The sequence below is a fragment of the Chlamydia sp. 12-01 genome, from assembly GCF_042234205.1.
Lineage (GTDB): Bacteria > Chlamydiota > Chlamydiia > Chlamydiales > Chlamydiaceae > Chlamydia.
The window spans coordinates 342797-358371 of sequence record NZ_CP114174.1; the positions used below are offsets into that span (position 1 = coordinate 342797).

Below are 15575 nucleotides of genomic sequence, written 5' to 3' on the forward strand. Positions count from 1 at the left end.
TCGTTTTATGATAATAACGGGTAAAACAAAGCACAATTAAAACCTTAAATCGCCGCAGATTAAAATCACGCGCAGAAGTTTATCTGCGCTATCATTCACAAGTATTTTTAATCAAAAAAGAGAACTATTTAGATAGGTGTGATTATCAACACTTCTATCTAATCACGAAAACTAGGAAAGTTGATACGCTTCAGAAAAACTCTGAACTACATAATCTATATTTTGATCGGTAATTCCATTTAAGTTAAATCTAGCTCCACTCGTCGTATAGATCCCCTTCTCTAATCTTAGAAACAGTACCTGTTCTAGAGAAAACCCGGGATATCCGAAAAATCCCTTCTGAGAAAGGATAAAATCAAAAGAATGTCCTATATGATTTCGCATAGCCTGAACAAACCGCACTCGAATTTTTCCTAAAGAATTACGAATAGTATCTAATTCTGATAACCATTCTTTTTTCAAAGTAGCATTTGATAAAATTGTGGAAACAATTTTAGCTCCATGTCTAGGAGGAGAAGAATATTCACCACGAATTTTCTCTTCGAGACAGCTAGAAATCTTATCTAAATCATCATCAACCTTGCTATAGGCAGCAAAATACCCTACCCTCTCTCCGTAAAGAGAAAAATTCTTACTCGCACATGCAGCTACAAATACTGAATTTCCAGCTTCTATGAAAATCTCTATAGGACGTCTATCTTCTTTAATGCCCAAACCAAAACCTAAGTAAGCCGTGTCAAAAAAAGGCAGAAGTTGATGCTCTTTTATCATCTCAGCAAGACGAGTCCACATATTCTCATCAAGATCCATACCTGTAGGATTATGACAACAACACTGCAAAAGTACTAAAGAGTATTTGGGAGCTGATTTTAATACAGAAAGCATCTCATCAAAAAGCAGGGTTTTACTTTCTGAACTGTAATAAGGATATTTAAGAACCTCTAAACCTTGTTGAGCAAATATTCTCACGTGGTTTCCCCAAGTTTGTTCGGGAATGTATACCTTTCCTGAGGGATAGGCCATAGCAAAAATCTTAGCTCCTAAATGTAAAGCTCCTGTTCCCCCTAAAGCTTGAGCGCCAACAACACAACCAGAGTTTACACTATCACCAAAAACAAGTTTTTCCATTTCTTGATTGAACGCAGGCAACCCGCTAATGGGTAAATACTCTTTATTCATCTCGTCTTCTAAAAACAGAAATTGTGCCTTACGGACACTAGAAAAACCACCGTACGCCTTGTTAGGATCTTCATAAGAACCTATAACAAGATTCACCTTTTCCTCTCGCTCATCTTCTAAAAATACTTTTTGCAAACCTAAAATAGAATCAGGAGCAAACGTGGGTAACTGATTAAAAAAACTCATACTAAAGAAAATCCTTCGTATTAGAACAAAGATTGATTCTAAACCTTATCTCGTGATAATTTTATCTATTCGGGGTATTAGCTCAATTGGTAGAGCGCAACAATGGCATTGTTGAGGTCAGCGGTTCGATTCCGCTATGCTCCATTCTCCTACTATGCATCCCAAATAGATTGTATTCGACTTATCTTATATTTCTTTCCTTGAAATTGTAAGGTTGCTCCAACGCTTTTATCTAGCATTTCTTGAGCAAGTTTAGATTTTAAAGAGAGAATATAGTTATCAGGATCAGCATCCCAAGGACCAAGGATGGAATAAGTAATAAAATTGCCTTTTTCATCTTCTAAAGAAACCTTACAACCAACACCAACCTTATCAGTAAAAACAATATCCTTGGTCAATATTCTAGCTCGATTTACCTCTTCAGAAAGCACACGAATTTCTTCTTGTAAACGCGCACGTTTTTCTAAAGCAAATTTATACTCAGAATTTTCCCTAAGATCTCCTAAAGACCTTGCGTCCTCAATTTCTTTAGCATTATCTACCATTTCCTTACCAACAAGGGATTGAAGCTTATTTTTCATCTTGGTAAAGCTTTCTGGAGTTGTCCAAAGAATATCTTCCTCTACAACAACTGTGTTTTTCTTCAAATCAGGATGTACAACCTCAGCAAGACTTTGTAAAACATTAAGATCACTAGATGAAAACTGACTGCATTTTGTAGATAATAATAAAATCTCCTTTAAATAGGATAAAGGAGCACCTTCTATCATATTACGAACAACTAGATAACGCTGACTTATAAGGAAATTGTATATCTTTTTTCCTAATTCTTTTTGTGGTGTCGAAGCAACTTGGTACATAAATACCATAGCGGCTTCTAAAAACAATCTTTCGGTTTCCTTATCATTTGGATCAAAAATACCATCATCATGAGATCCAAGTTTGAGGAAAAACCAAGCAAAAACTTCAGGATACATCATAGGATGCTCAGCACACTCAAGAAGCTTTTTCTCGATTTTCTTACGATAGGAATCCTCACCTTTAAACACTTTAAAAGTAAGTTCTCTAAGAGCTGGAGATGTTGTAGAAAGAAAGATTTTCATGAAGACATTTTCCCAAACTGGAGAATGTTTCTTTATCAACATTAAGAATGCTTTTTGCAAAGCTACTATAGAAATATTATTAACTATAGAAATAATTTCCTCTTCAGGAAGAGAAGATAAGAATTTGCTATCTAAGCCCCTAGTTTTCTCACCTAAAAAATCAGAGAGTAGTAAATCTCTTTGAATTTCTAAAGACTGGTTATCTTCAATAGGAAGTGTTTGTAAAGCTTTGAGTACAATTTCCTTATTCTCAGGCTTTTTTAACTCACTATGCAAATCTCGAATAAATTGATAAATCTCAACAATCTTTCCAGAAATATCTTCAATTTGGGAAAGTCGAGTTTCTAACTGAGAAATTAAAGAATCTCCTCCAGGATTATATTTATAAGAATCCTTTATTGTTTTTGGAGCTACTATACGGGTATTTTTCTTGATCTTACTCTTTGTTGCTTGCCACCAACGATTCCATTCCGCTTCAGGAATAACTAAATCTACGAGATCATCTTTTATCTCTTTAGCTGTTCGTGGACCCAAGTCTTTAAGAAGGATTTCTATAACTTCTGAAGGATGTTCCTTAGCATAAGCTTCAAAACCATCTGGATCACCGAATCTTCGCGATAAAAAATGATTCTTATCTAAAGGAATCAAACTCTTAAATGCTGTTTCAAAGGAGATATCTTTAGCCATCATAACTCCCTCAAACTCTATGAGAACCTTCTGTTGAAGAAAAGATACACTCATAACTTCTCCAACACCCCACCCCCCAGAATGGAAGACGAAATTCCCCTCATGCAGATGCATCAAGAAATCAAAACGACTTAAACTATACTGAAACTCTCGGCCATCACGCAAACCAACAACCCTTAAAGCTTCATTAAAATTTTCTCGACCTTGATACTTCCTGTTTACATATTCGATAGCAGCATCATAAAACGGTTTAGCATTAGTGTTTTGAATATCCAAAACCAATTGAAGAACCTGATCTTTTTCTTTTCCATCAGGAATCCTTTCCCATAGAGGAAGAACTGTATCTGATATTTTACCAAACAAAGGTGCTAAAGATGAATATCTTACTTTTTCTAAGATCTGGACAAGCTCTGCCCCTCGTACCACATCGTTAAAACAATATTCTTCCCACAAATTAAAGAAACTTGAGGGTTGCTCTTCGTCTATTAAGACTTGCAACTTTTCTAGATAGTCCACGATGTCTCCCGTTTTTAACGGGAAATATACGCTTAACTATAAAAAAGAGCAATATCACAACACAAAATAATAATATTTGTTTTATAATAAATTAAAATTCACGGTGTATTAATGAATAGTAGTTCCGCGCAAAAAATAATAGATTCTATAAAACAAATACTAACTCTTTATAATATAGATTTTGATCCTTCATTTGGTTCTGCTTTATCTTCTAGCTCTGAAGTAGATTACGAATATTTGATGGAAAAAACCCAAGAAAAAATCCAAGAATTGGATAAACGTTCTCAAGAAATCCTTCAACAAACTGGGATGACTAAAGAACAAATGGAAGTATTTGCTAATAATCCCGATAACTTTTCTCCAGAAGAATGGTTAGCCTTAGAAAACATTAGATCTTCGTGCAACGAATATAAAAAAGAGACAGAAGCTCTAATTAACGAAGTTACAAAGGACTTAGGAGGAGAAATAGCAGCTCCAGATTCTAAGAAAAAAACAAAAACTACATCCTCTAAAAAAAATAAGAAAAAAAACTGGATTCCCTTATAAAAACGCCTATAATCCCTAAAGTATGAAAATTGAGATTACTCGGGGTTTAGATTTATCTTTGCAAGGGTCTCCTAAAGAGTCTGGGTTTTTAAAAAGAATAGACCCGACTTTGGTTTCTGTAGACCTGCGCCCATATTCCGCCTTAGCTTTAAAGCTTAAGGTGGAACAGGATGATGTTATCTCATCGGGATCACCTATTGCGGAATACAAAAACTTTCCCGGCGTCTTTATTACGTCTCCAGTTTCTGGAACCGTAAAGGAAATACGTAGAGGAGAAAAACGTTCTCTTTTAGACGTTGTTATCAAAAAAACTCCAGGACAAAATCTAACAGAATATTCTTACGATTTATCCAAATTATCACAGAAAGAGCTTCAAGAAGTCTTTAATAAAGAAGGACTTTTTGCTCTTTTTAAACAACGTCCTTTTGATATCCCTGCTCTTCCCACTCAAACTCCTAGAGATGTTTTCATAAATCTTGCAGACAATCGTCCTTTCAGACCATCTACAGAGAAACAACTCGCCGTTTTTTCTTCTAGAGAGGAAGGGCTTTATGTTTTTAATGTTGGGGTTCGCGCAGTAGCTAAACTTTTTGGCTTATGCCCCCATGTTGTTTCGACTGATAGACTAGTAATTCCTGAAAAAGACCTAAAATCTATAGCACATTTGCATAAAATTACTGGTCCTTTTCCTTCAGGATCACCCTCTACACATATTCACTACATAGCACCTATTACCAGCGAAAAAGATATTGTCTTTACCATATCCTTCCAAGAAGTTCTAACTATAGGACACCTATTCCTAAAAGGAAGAATTCTAAATGAACAAGTCGTAGCTCTAGCTGGATCTGGTTTAAAATCATCCTTAAGACGTTACATTATAACAACCAAGGGTGCGGATTTCCAAAGTTTACTTCCCCTAGAAGATATCTCCTCAGATGTATCTTTAATCTCCGGGGATCCTCTAACAGGAAGACTTTGTGATAAAGAAAGTCTTCCCTGTCTTGGCATGAGAGATTCTACAATCTCCGTAATCCCTAATCCAAAAACACGACAAGCTTTTAACTTTCTCAGATTAGGAATTAATAAACCTACACGTACAAGAACTTACCTTTCTGGGTTCTTAAAAAGAAAACACACTTATATGGATCCAGATACTAATCTCCATGGCGAAACACGTCCTATCATAGATACAGAGATTTATGATAAAGTGATGCCTATGAAAATCCCTGTAGTACCTTTAATTAAAGCTGTAATTACTAAAGATTTCGAATTAGCGTGTATGTTGGGATTCTTAGAAGTTTGTCCTGAAGATTTTGCTCTTCCAACCTTCATAGATCCTTCAAAAACAGAGATGTTAACAATAATCAAAGAATCTCTAAAACATTACGCTAAAGAAACAGGTATCTTAAATCCAGAAAGCGAAGATTCAGAGTAAAGTTCTTCGAAGAACCTAAATTTTCAAAGAAGATATCATCTCTAAAATTAATGGAGTTGCATAAGAAATGATCATATCAGCTCCCGCACGTTTTATAGCTATTAAAGATTCATAAAACATTGCTTCCTTGTCCAACCATCCCATCTTTACTGCTGCTGATATCATAGCATATTCACCACTAACTTGATATGCTGCTAAAGGCAAAGCTGTAGAATTTCTTACTCGATGTAAAACATCAAGATATAATCCTGCTGGTTTTATCATCAGCATGTCCGCGCCTTCCTGTTCATCCAAAGAGCATTCTAATAAAGCTTCTAAAACATTCTTCGGATTCATCTGATAATTTCGTTTGTCTCCAGATTGTAAATGTGATCCTAAAGCATCTCTAAAGGGATTATAGAGAGCTGAAGCATACTTAACGCTATAAGAAAGAATTAAAGTATTGCTCCATCCTGATTGATCTAGCTTTGAGCGAATATGTGCTACTCTACCATCCATCATATCACTAGGAGCTACAACATCAGCACCCATCTCGGCATGCAGTGTAGCTATATTTCCAAATATACGAACACTTTCATCATTTAATACTTCCCCCTGATCAACAATACCGTCATGACCGTGGGTGGTATAAGGATCTAAAGCAATGTCACTTATTAAACATAAATCTGGAAAAGCTTTTTTTACCTCATAGATACTCTTGCAAAGGATATTTTTAGGGTTAGAAGAGTATGATCCATAAGAATCCTTAAGATCATTAGAAATTACAGGAAAAAGAATCACTGCTCTTAATCCTAAAGAACATAATCTTTCAATCTCTTTTAAAAGAAGATCTATACTCCACCTATAAACACCTGGAAGACTTTCTATTTCCTCACAAATATTTTTTCCCTCCTTAACAAAAAAGGGACAGATGAAATCTTGGGGTAATAAAGACGTTTCAGCTACCAAATCTCGGATAGCCACAGTTCTTCTATTCCTACGCGGACGTCGAAGTAATGCTAATGAGCTCATTTTTACAATCCTTCAACACTTTCCACACCTTCAGAAAAAGATAGAGTATTTATATAAATATTACTTCTTCTTCTTTAGGGGGTGTGGAAAATGTTTAAAACTCGATTTATAGAGGGAAAATTTAGTGGTTAACCTGTTTAAAACTTTGTTAAAATATTGTTCACTTTGTAAATAAATCGAGATTTTGCATGTTTGTGAACACAAGATCAACCATTTTTCAACAGGATTTTTAAGCAAAAACGTTTTTGTTTTTTTCTAATCCATGTGGCAGTCTTTTTAATTTTTGAGGTTTTTCATGTTGAGCAGAGATGATGAGTTTTCTTCAGAACAAAAGAAAAGTTTGTCTCATTTTGTTACCAACCTAGAAACAAATATTTTTGCTTTGAAGAATCTCCCTGAAGTGGTTAAAGGAGCTCTATTTTCTAAGTATTCTAGATCTACATTGGGTTTGCGTTCTTTGCTGTTAAAAGAGTTCTTGGAAGGCGAGGGAGGAAACTTCTTAGATGATTCTAGTGTGGATTTTGAATCCGGAATACACAAAGCTGCTGATTTTTATAGACGAGTTCTTGATGGTTTTGGAGATGATTCCATAGGGGAATTGGGTGGTGCTCACCTTGCTATAGAAAACGTTTCCATGCTTGCTGCAAAAATATTAGAAGATGCTCGCATCGGGGGATCTCCTTTAGAAAAGTCTTCTAGGTACGTTTATTTCGATCAAAAGGTAAAAGGGGAGTATTTATACTACCGTGATCCTATTTTAATGACCTCGGCCTTTAAAGATGTATTTTTAGGCACATGTGATTCCTTATTCGATACGTATACGGATTTGATTCCTAAAGTGCGTTCGTATTTTGAAAAGATTTATCCAAAGGAAGCGGAAGTTTCTCAATCTGCTTACACAATTTCTTTAAGAGCAAAAGTTCTAGATTGTTTACGTGGTCTTCTTCCTGCAGCAACTTTGACGAATTTAGGATTCTTTGGTAATGGAAGGTTCTGGCAAACTTTGTTACACAAAATTCAAGGACACAACCTTACGGAAATACGGCAAATTGGTGAGAATTCTTTAACAGAGTTGATGAAGATTATTCCATCTTTTGTAAGTCGTGCTGAATCTCATCACCATCATCATCAAGCCATGTTAGGTTATCGACAGACTCTCAAAGAGCAACTAACAAGCTTAGCTGAGAAATTTAGTGAAGGTTCTTCACCATCTAAACAAACAGGAGTGCATTTAGTTTATGGAGATCCTGAGGGAATTTATAAAGTAGCTGCAGGATTTCTTTTTCCTTATTCGGAGCATACTTACGAAGAGCTTATTAATATCTGCAAGTCTATGCCGAGAGAAGATCTTACCAGAGTTTTAGAAGCTGGATCTTCATCAAGAGAAAATCGCCGACATAAATCTCCAAGGGGATTGGAGTGTTTGGAATTTGGATTTGATATTACTGCTGATTTTGGAGCTTATAGAGATCTTCAAAGACATAGAATACTCACTCAAGAACGTCAATTACTCACAACACATCTTGGATATCATATTCCTGAGCAATTATTAGATACTCCTATGGAAAAAGATTTCAGAGAAGCTATGGAAAAAGCTGAAGAAGCTTACAACCAAATCTCTGTAGAATTCCCAGAAGAAGCTCAATATGTTGTTCCATTAGCTTACAATATACGCTGGTTCTTCCATATTAACGGAAGAGCTTTACAATGGCTTTGTGAACTACGTTCACAAATTCAGGGACATGAAAATTACCGAAAAATTGCCATAGATATGGCCAAAGAGGTAATTGATTTTGATCCGACATACGAAATATTTTTTAAATTTGTAGATTATTCTGAGTGTGATTTGGGAAGGTTAAAACAAGAATCACGAAAAAGATCTTCCTAATGATTTTTTAAATATAATCTTTGCGTTTACAGGAACCATAGAGGTTGGTATTTTTATTACTTTCCAAGACGAAGGTCATAAAATGAAAAACCTTATCGATAATAACTTAGTTAGATTTAAAAATATTTCTAAAACTAAGCAGGGAATTTTTGTGAATTTCAAGGTCAAGGGAGAGAAAGGGGGAGCATCTTTTACAGCTTCTATAGCAGTAGATATTGAATCAGCAGACGTATCTGCAGGAGATACTTTAGAAACTATTATTGAAAGATGTGCTCAAATTGGTGTTGCAGAATTTAAAAAATGCGAATTCCAATTCGAAGGAATAACCTGTTTATAAGATTGAATTTTCCTGGGTGTAGCGCAGCCTGGTAGCGCACTTGCATGGGGTGCAAGGGGGCGGAGGTTCAAATCCTCTCACCCAGATTTTTTATACATCTATTTCTTTTTAATAATCTCGAATGCCCATATATTCTATAAGCATTTCTAATTCTAAAGTGTCTTTCAAACCATATTGTCTAAGATGATTGAGCAAGCTAATACACTTATCCATGGAAGTGTTTAGAAGTTCTTTGGCAGCATCTAACCCAAATAACAACGCATAATTTAATCCCACATCTTGACCATCTTGATGGATATCTAAAATATCATCCTTCATTTGAAATAGAAGACCGAAATTTTGAGAAAATTCGATTATTTTAGGAACACATAAAGAATCACCACCACCAAATAACCAACCAGAGACACAAGCTATTTCAAAAAGAGCACCTGTTTTCTTGTTAATGATAGATTGGACATACTCAGGACCGTCATTTTTAAAGAACATGTCTTCATATTGTCCTCCTAGAACACCATTAACACCAAAGTTTTTATCAGTAACATCGGAGATAATGTCGTAAGCAATATCTACTTCTTTAGGATCGACACCTTGAGATTTAAGCTTCTTTGCATTTAAACGAATGCGAGAATACGCAGCAGGAATCAAAGCATAAGAAGCTAATAAGGCGGAAGCTTCATCAAAAGCTTTATGTACTGTAGGCCGTCCACGACGCTCATCGTCATCATCCATACAAGGGAGATCATCAGCAATTAACGTAGATGTATGAATGAATTCTATAGCTAAAGCGGAGTCCAAAACATCCCTGTTCATACCGAGACCCTTAGCAATCATACACACTAACATAGGACGAATACGCTTTCCACCACTTGTTAGAGAATATTCTACAGGAGCACGTATAGATAATCCTTTAGACCCAAATTCTTCCAAAGAGTTCTCAATACCTTTTTCTATCTCTACTCGGTAAGTTTCGAATACATCCATAACGACCATAACACTTCCCCTAAATTAGATTACTTGTCCGGGATAAATTGTTGTATGAGCAGAAATACAGTGCCCAGGATTAATAACTGTGTTGCATCCTATAGAAACTTTTTTACCAAGAAAAGCTCCTACTTTTCTTAATTGAGTATCTATCTTACCTTCTTCATAGGTAACGGAGATATTTTTTCCATCAAGACGGAAGTTCGCGCAACGTACACCGGCACCAAGATTGACTTCTGAGCTTAAAACGGAATTTCCTACATAAGCAAAATGTCCTGCTTTAGCATAATGACCAAAATAGGCATTCTTTACTTCTGTGCAGTGTCCGATCACACATCCGGTTCCAGTAATTACACCACCTCGTAGATAGGCGCCATGGCGTATTTCTGTTTGAGGACCAATGATGCAAGGACCAACAATATAGGCCCCAGACTCTACGTAAGCACCCTCTGCAATTTCTATGCTTTCTATATTTTTTAAAAAAGCTCCGGATTCTACAATACCGTGAATCCCCGAGAACGTGTGTGAGGATAATTTTTTATCTATTAATGCTAAAATATCCCAAGTATAATACGCTTCTGTAATGAGTTCTGGAAAAGGGAAATCTTCAGGAGAAAATAAAACAGATGCAAATATCATGGCAGGTCATAGCTTTTTAGGATATTGTCTAGTTATGACGATTTAGTGACAAGGAGTAATCAAGAGCTATTTTAAGGATGGGTAGGTATTGGTTCGTTTCCTGAGGGATGAGTTAGGTTATCATTTTCTGAAAATAAATAACCAACACCGCGGATTGTAGAGATTTTTGAGCCATAGGGCCCTAGTTTCTTTCTTAATGAAGCAATATGAACGTCAACATTTCTAGCTATAATTTCTTTGGTATTTCCCTTTATTTCTTCTAGCAAATGTTTTCTTAAACACAATTGACCACGATTCATAAGCAGTCTTTTTAATATTCCTGCTTCTGAAGGAGTTAAATGTACGGTTCCTTGAGGGGAATCTATAGAAAGGCTTAAAAGATGAAAAATTCGATCACCAAAAGAAATGGATTCAGGAATGGCATGTTCGAAATGATGATGATTACGTAAGAAAGCTCGAATAACAGCATCTATAACTTTAACTGTTATAGGACGAAGTAAATAACCACTCGCGCCGTTATTCAGGATTTTTACGATAGCTTCTTCTTCAAATATATCAAATAATACAACTAAATCTATGCCAGACGGAATCTTATTAGAAAACATAACTTCAGGGAGAAGTAAGTATTCACAGAAAATCAAATCAGCTTCTGATGTATCTGTAAGTGCAGAAGAGATGACAATTCTATACTCTATATTCTGAGCAAACTCTTTTAGTTGCAAAGATATACTACTGTCTTCTGTAACAAATAATATAATTTTATCCGTAAGCATGAGCAAACAAGGTAGGCTATATTATTTGAGTAACTAATACAAAATCTTTTATTTTTCAAAGATCCTTTACAGTTTTTTAATTTTTTTCTGATTAAAAATAATTTTGCATAAAGACAACTCAATATATATAATTTAACTTTAACAAGTTAAAAAATTAATTAAAACAGACGGTTTTAAACAAAGCCAATAGAGGCTCTAATGGTTCGCTATATAGTGTTTTGCTTATTTTTTCTCTCATGCTTCTCTATGGGAGGGGGATTATATTTTATATGTTCCTCGCGCAACCCTTCTGTAACATCATCTGAAAGTGCAAAAGCTGCAGCGTTGTGGGTTGACGGTCAAAAAGAGCAAGTAGAGTCTTTTTTACACCGCTTACTCCCGAGCCAACAACGACAATGCCTTCTCTGTTTCCAAGGATTTATTCTGCAAAAACAGAAAAATATGAATCAGTCTGAGAAAATTTTTTCTAAGATTTACGATGAAGTGGAGAATACGCAGTTTTTGTTTAAAGAAGAAGTGATAGGCGGACGTATTCTTAACGCCTTTTTCTCTGAGGATATAGACCAGATGGAGGTTTTAATCGGTACTTTGCGCAAGCAATTTGTAAAATCTATCTATATTCCTTTGTTTGAGTTTCTTTTAAATTATAAACAAGAACATTTTGACAGAGCTTTACAAGCTTTATCTGTATGGAAAAATCAGTTAAAGGATTCTGAATCTTCTTTATTAGATTTAAATATACAACAGTTGTTTTCTGGTTTCTTTCTAGAGAATATAGAAGCACACTGCTTGATAGAATTAGGCGAGTTTTCTGAAGGAAGAACTATTCTTAATTATATTATTCAGAAGTTGTTAAAGAGAGAATGTGATTGGGATTCTGAAGCTTATGATTATGCTGTTTTAATGTTAAGCAGGAGTTATTTTTTAGAACTGAAACAATCAAATTCTTGTAAGATCTATCCAGATTATTATGAAATGATTCTTTTCTATAAGAAGAAAGTTCATGCTATAGATCAAAGATCTTATGAAAAATTCATTCCTCAAGAAGAACTATTTTCGATGCTTGTAGAGCATCTTTTTATTGTTTCTGAAGAGCGTCGAGCTCCTTTGATGCAGATAATTAAGAACTGGGAACGTTTTTATTTTAATCCTAACTATGACTTAGTAATTCAACCTTTAGTGGATAAATTTTTCTCATCTCCAGAACAAATTACAAATCTCTGCAATTCTATAGTTTTTTTTGAAATAGGGCCTCTTAAGAAACGGCTTATAGATGCTTTTGGTGTGATTTTATCTGAAAAAGTACGACAAGTACAAACTACCAAAGCACAACAAACTCTTTCATTGTTAAAAACTTTAGATTCGGATTTGTGGGTGAGTGAAAAGTTGATCATCTCTCCCGATGCTCTTCAAGATATTATTTCTCACGATGATTCTAACTATACTAATTTGAGGAAGTATCTTAATCTTTGGGAGGCGATACAGTCTTACGATATAGATAGACAGCAGCTTGTTCATTATTTGATGAAGGGAGCTAAGCAACTGTGGAATCAGGGAACTTGTGATGATAAAGCTCTGAATCTACTGCATCTCATTCTACAATTCACAAACTATGATATAGAAAGTGAAAACATCGTTTTCCTATTTATCAAGCAAGCGTACAAACAAATGTTATCAGGACATGCTATTACGCGTTTGTTGAAATTAGAAAATTTTATAACAGACGTTGGTTTAACTCCCATAACGATATGCGAAGAAGAAATAGCAAACTTTTTAGCAGATGCTGAATTTTTATATACTCAAGGGGAATACAGTAAGTGTTACTTTTATAGTTTGTGGCTTACTAAGATTGCTCCATCACCTTTAACTTATCGTTTGTTAGGATTATGTCTTTTAGAAAATAAGTGTTATTTAGAAGCTTGGGATTGTCTATACTCTCTACCTTTAAATGAACGTGTATACGATTCCAAGGTTCAGAAAGCGCTAGCATTATGTCAAAAACATCTACCCAAAGATCTCGGAGCTAGTTATAAAAGAGGGTAAAACGCATAAAGTTTATGCTTCCATTAAGCCTAGATGTTTCACACATTCTTCACGATGTAGTTCAACAACAACTTGTTTTACCTTTAGACTTGGCTTTTGCTAAGAAATATATTTCTCAAGATTCAAAAAAATCTTTTGCATTTCTTGCTCTTTCTTCCGCTCTTTGGCGTTGTGGTTATCCTTTTCTCAGTATAGAAAAAAATAGACTATTTCCCTCTTTATCAGGAATTTCTGAAAAACTATTTTATGAATATTTTAAAGATCTTCCAGAGGACATTTGTTCATCTTTATTTGTTATAGAAGATAATAAAATTTATCTGCGTTCTTTGTATTTGGTTCGGGAAAAGCTTTTCAATAAGCTTTCTTTATTATCACAAGCCTCTCCACGGTATAATGTAACTACAGAGCTCCTCCCTAATCTATCCTCAGAACAAAATACTGTTTTTCAAAAAGCTATTAATAGTTGTTTTTCTTTGATTTGTGGCGGCCCTGGAACAGGGAAAACGTTTCTAGCTATACAGATGATACTCACTTTAATTAGACGGTATCCTGGAATTCGTATTGCTATAGTTTCTCCTACGGGGAAAGCAACTTCGCATATCCGCCATATACTCTCTAAACATAATATTTCTGAGGACAGCGTTACGATCCAAACAATACATAGGTTTTTACAAGAGCATGTCTATAATCAGTGTAGTTCCGTAGATCTATTACTTGTTGATGAAGGTTCTATGGTGACGTTTAACCTTTTGCACAGTCTAGTAAATACATTATCGGGAGAAAATAAGGGCGGAAAAATTATCGCAGATAATTTAATTATATTAGGAGATGAAAATCAACTCCCTCCTATCGGAGTAGGTGCTGGTAATCCACTTCAGGATTTGATAATGCGTTTTCCTGAAAGAGCTTTGCATCTTCAGGTTTCTCATAGAGCAAAAACAGATCGAGTACAAAGTTTTTCTAAAGCGATTTTAGAAAAACAAACGATTCCTTTTACGCCATTACCTCCTATATATCCCGCAATTTCTATGATTAAAGAGGCGTTTATAAAAACACCCTCATCTCAAACGCAATTATGTATTTTAACACCTATGCGTCATGGCCCATGGGGATATTTACGCCTCAATGAGCTAATCTTTAATGAAATGCAAAAAACACATCCTCATTTACCCATTCCCATTATGATTACAGAGCGTTATGAAGCTTGGGGATTGTTTAACGGAGATACGGGATTTCTCTGTCCAAAAACACAGAAGTTATTTTTTCCACATTGTCGCTCTATAGATTCTAGGGAGTTTTCTTATTACACCTATAACTATGCTATGTCGGTGCATAAGAGTCAGGGGAGTGAATACGATGACGTGATTGTTATCATTCCCAAAGGATGTGAAATTTTTGATGTGTCTATTCTCTATACAGCAATCACACGAGCTAAACACGGTGTATCTGTATGGGCAGATGGTGAAACATTGAATAAGATTATAAAAAAACCCCACAAGTATACTTATGGGGTAGAATAAACGATTCTTTTGAAAAAGATTTTTATTAACCAATAAAATCCTGAACAAAATTGAGTACTGAAGACATCAACCAGAAAATACCGATAATAAGTAGAGAATGAGGTCCTAGTAAAGCAGGAGCAAAAGAAAATAGTAAACTCATGATATCTCCAAGCAAATCGACTATATTGCAAAGTAAGGAGAAGAATTTTTCTCTTAATGTTTGACGACGCTCTGCAAAATCTTCAGCTGAGGATTCACTGTTTACTGAGCGTATAGCACCAACGATATTTACCATATCATCAGCAGCACCGCAAGCTGAACTAATTGCTGACAAGCTTGTAGCAACTCCTCCTAAACCTTTCGCATGTTTACCCAGAGCCATAAGTTTTAAATCACCGCCCATGAAGCAAACCGAGCCTGTTGCTTTCGAAGCTAGGCGAGTAATTTTACTTGCAATAGAAAGGGGAGATCTTAGCGTACGCCCGATGATAATCTCATATTCTCCATTTCCCTTGTGTCTGGTTGTTGTTTTGATCGCGAAGTTTCCGCTGGAGGAATCAACTTCGTAGAACATGGCGCCTGTTACAAGTTGAGAAAACAATGCGAGAGTGTCCGCACAATTATTTATTCCCGAAGCTATTCCACAGGCGTCCTCTAAAGAAGAAAGTTTTGTTAGAGCGCCTGAAGCACCTAATCCTATCGAGGTTTTAGCGATCATTGTAGAAGAACCAACAACTCCAATCATATCT

The 15575-nt window shown here is 35.4% G+C and carries 13 protein-coding genes and 2 tRNA genes; 8 read left to right on the plus strand and 7 right to left on the minus strand.

Annotated elements, in window-relative coordinates:
- Window positions 1-171: 171 nt before the first annotated feature.
- A complete protein-coding gene (locus tag O1W69_RS01510) occupies window positions 172-1365 on the minus strand; it encodes an amino acid aminotransferase (protein ID WP_375793761.1) in 1194 nt (397 codons plus the stop codon).
- A gap of 71 nt (window positions 1366-1436) precedes the next feature.
- Between O1W69_RS01510 and O1W69_RS01515 the strand changes: the two genes are divergently transcribed.
- Window positions 1437-1509 (plus strand) — tRNA-Ala (locus O1W69_RS01515).
- Between the two features lie 8 nt (window positions 1510-1517).
- Here O1W69_RS01515 and O1W69_RS01520 read toward each other — a convergent pair.
- Window positions 1518-3671, minus strand: coding sequence for a GreA/GreB family elongation factor (locus O1W69_RS01520; RefSeq protein ID WP_375793762.1), 2154 nt, complete (start codon window positions 3669-3671; stop codon window positions 1518-1520).
- 111 nt (window positions 3672-3782) lie between these two features.
- Between O1W69_RS01520 and O1W69_RS01525 the strand changes: the two genes are divergently transcribed.
- Window positions 3783-4217, plus strand: a complete 435-nt coding sequence (locus O1W69_RS01525) for a hypothetical protein (RefSeq protein ID WP_375793763.1) — start codon at window positions 3783-3785, stop codon at window positions 4215-4217.
- 22 nt (window positions 4218-4239) lie between these two features.
- Window positions 4240-5652, plus strand: coding sequence for a Na(+)-translocating NADH-quinone reductase subunit A (locus O1W69_RS01530; RefSeq protein WP_375793764.1), 1413 nt, complete (start codon window positions 4240-4242; stop codon window positions 5650-5652).
- Window positions 5653-5667: 15 nt separating this feature from the next.
- Here O1W69_RS01530 and hemB read toward each other — a convergent pair whose 3' ends face one another.
- Window positions 5668-6663, minus strand: a complete 996-nt coding sequence (gene hemB, locus O1W69_RS01535; protein ID WP_375793765.1) for a porphobilinogen synthase — start codon at window positions 6661-6663, stop codon at window positions 5668-5670.
- 295 nt (window positions 6664-6958) lie between these two features.
- Here hemB and O1W69_RS01540 point away from each other — a divergent pair, with 295 nt between their 5' ends.
- The 3 genes from O1W69_RS01540 (at window position 6959) to O1W69_RS01550 (ending at window position 8974) form a co-directional block, all read left to right on the plus strand.
- Window positions 6959-8551, plus strand: a complete 1593-nt coding sequence (locus tag O1W69_RS01540; RefSeq protein WP_375793766.1) for an FAD-dependent thymidylate synthase — start codon at window positions 6959-6961, stop codon at window positions 8549-8551.
- A gap of 82 nt (window positions 8552-8633) precedes the next feature.
- Entirely contained in the window at window positions 8634-8888 is a 255-nt protein-coding gene (locus tag O1W69_RS01545; RefSeq protein WP_375793767.1) for a hypothetical protein, read from the plus strand.
- Window positions 8889-8900: 12 nt separating this feature from the next.
- Window positions 8901-8974 (plus strand) — tRNA-Pro (locus tag O1W69_RS01550).
- Between the two features lie 22 nt (window positions 8975-8996).
- Here O1W69_RS01550 and O1W69_RS01555 read toward each other — a convergent pair.
- The 3 genes from O1W69_RS01555 to O1W69_RS01565 form a co-directional block, all read right to left on the minus strand.
- Window positions 8997-9878 (minus strand): polyprenyl synthetase family protein, encoded by an 882-nt coding sequence (locus O1W69_RS01555; protein WP_375793768.1) that lies wholly within the window; start codon window positions 9876-9878, stop codon window positions 8997-8999.
- Between the two features lie 15 nt (window positions 9879-9893).
- Entirely contained in the window at window positions 9894-10508 is a 615-nt protein-coding gene (locus tag O1W69_RS01560) for an LpxA family transferase (protein WP_375793769.1), read from the minus strand.
- Window positions 10509-10579: 71 nt separating this feature from the next.
- Window positions 10580-11281 (minus strand): winged helix-turn-helix domain-containing protein, encoded by a 702-nt coding sequence (locus O1W69_RS01565; RefSeq protein ID WP_375793770.1) that lies wholly within the window; start codon window positions 11279-11281, stop codon window positions 10580-10582.
- Window positions 11282-11479: 198 nt separating this feature from the next.
- Between O1W69_RS01565 and O1W69_RS01570 the strand changes: the two genes are divergently transcribed.
- Window positions 11480-13324, plus strand: coding sequence for a DUF1347 family protein (locus O1W69_RS01570; RefSeq protein ID WP_375793771.1), 1845 nt, complete (start codon window positions 11480-11482; stop codon window positions 13322-13324).
- A 14-nt stretch (window positions 13325-13338) separates the two neighbouring features.
- A complete protein-coding gene (gene recD / locus O1W69_RS01575) occupies window positions 13339-14844 on the plus strand; it encodes an exodeoxyribonuclease V subunit alpha (protein ID WP_375793772.1) in 1506 nt (501 codons plus the stop codon).
- A 25-nt stretch (window positions 14845-14869) separates the two neighbouring features.
- Here the strand turns inward: recD and O1W69_RS01580 are convergent, their stop codons facing one another.
- Window positions 14870-15544 carry a hypothetical protein gene (locus O1W69_RS01580; RefSeq protein WP_375793984.1) on the minus strand — a complete coding sequence of 225 codons (675 nt, stop codon included), beginning with the start codon at window positions 15542-15544 and terminating at the stop codon, window positions 14870-14872.
- Window positions 15545-15575: the final 31 nt, after the last annotated feature.

Excerpts from the sequence above, each read along its gene's own strand:
- O1W69_RS01510 (WP_375793761.1), bottom strand. The coding sequence starts at position 1,365 with ATGAGTTTTTTTAATCAGTTACCCACGTTTGCTCCTGATTCTATTTTA.
- O1W69_RS01525 (WP_375793763.1), top strand. The coding sequence starts at position 3,783 with ATGAATAGTAGTTCCGCGCAAAAAATAATAGATTCTATAAAACAAATA.
- O1W69_RS01530 (WP_375793764.1), top strand. The coding sequence starts at position 4,240 with ATGAAAATTGAGATTACTCGGGGTTTAGATTTATCTTTGCAAGGGTCT.
- hemB (WP_375793765.1), bottom strand. The coding sequence starts at position 6,663 with ATGAGCTCATTAGCATTACTTCGACGTCCGCGTAGGAATAGAAGAACT.
- O1W69_RS01540 (WP_375793766.1), top strand. The coding sequence starts at position 6,959 with ATGTTGAGCAGAGATGATGAGTTTTCTTCAGAACAAAAGAAAAGTTTG.
- O1W69_RS01545 (WP_375793767.1), top strand. The coding sequence starts at position 8,634 with ATGAAAAACCTTATCGATAATAACTTAGTTAGATTTAAAAATATTTCT.
- O1W69_RS01555 (WP_375793768.1), bottom strand. The coding sequence starts at position 9,878 with ATGGTCGTTATGGATGTATTCGAAACTTACCGAGTAGAGATAGAAAAA.
- O1W69_RS01560 (WP_375793769.1), bottom strand. The coding sequence starts at position 10,508 with ATGATATTTGCATCTGTTTTATTTTCTCCTGAAGATTTCCCTTTTCCA.
- O1W69_RS01565 (WP_375793770.1), bottom strand. The coding sequence starts at position 11,281 with ATGCTTACGGATAAAATTATATTATTTGTTACAGAAGACAGTAGTATA.
- O1W69_RS01570 (WP_375793771.1), top strand. The coding sequence starts at position 11,480 with ATGGTTCGCTATATAGTGTTTTGCTTATTTTTTCTCTCATGCTTCTCT.
- recD (WP_375793772.1), top strand. The coding sequence starts at position 13,339 with ATGCTTCCATTAAGCCTAGATGTTTCACACATTCTTCACGATGTAGTT.
- O1W69_RS01580 (WP_375793984.1), bottom strand. The coding sequence starts at position 15,544 with ATGATCGCTAAAACCTCGATAGGATTAGGTGCTTCAGGCGCTCTAACA.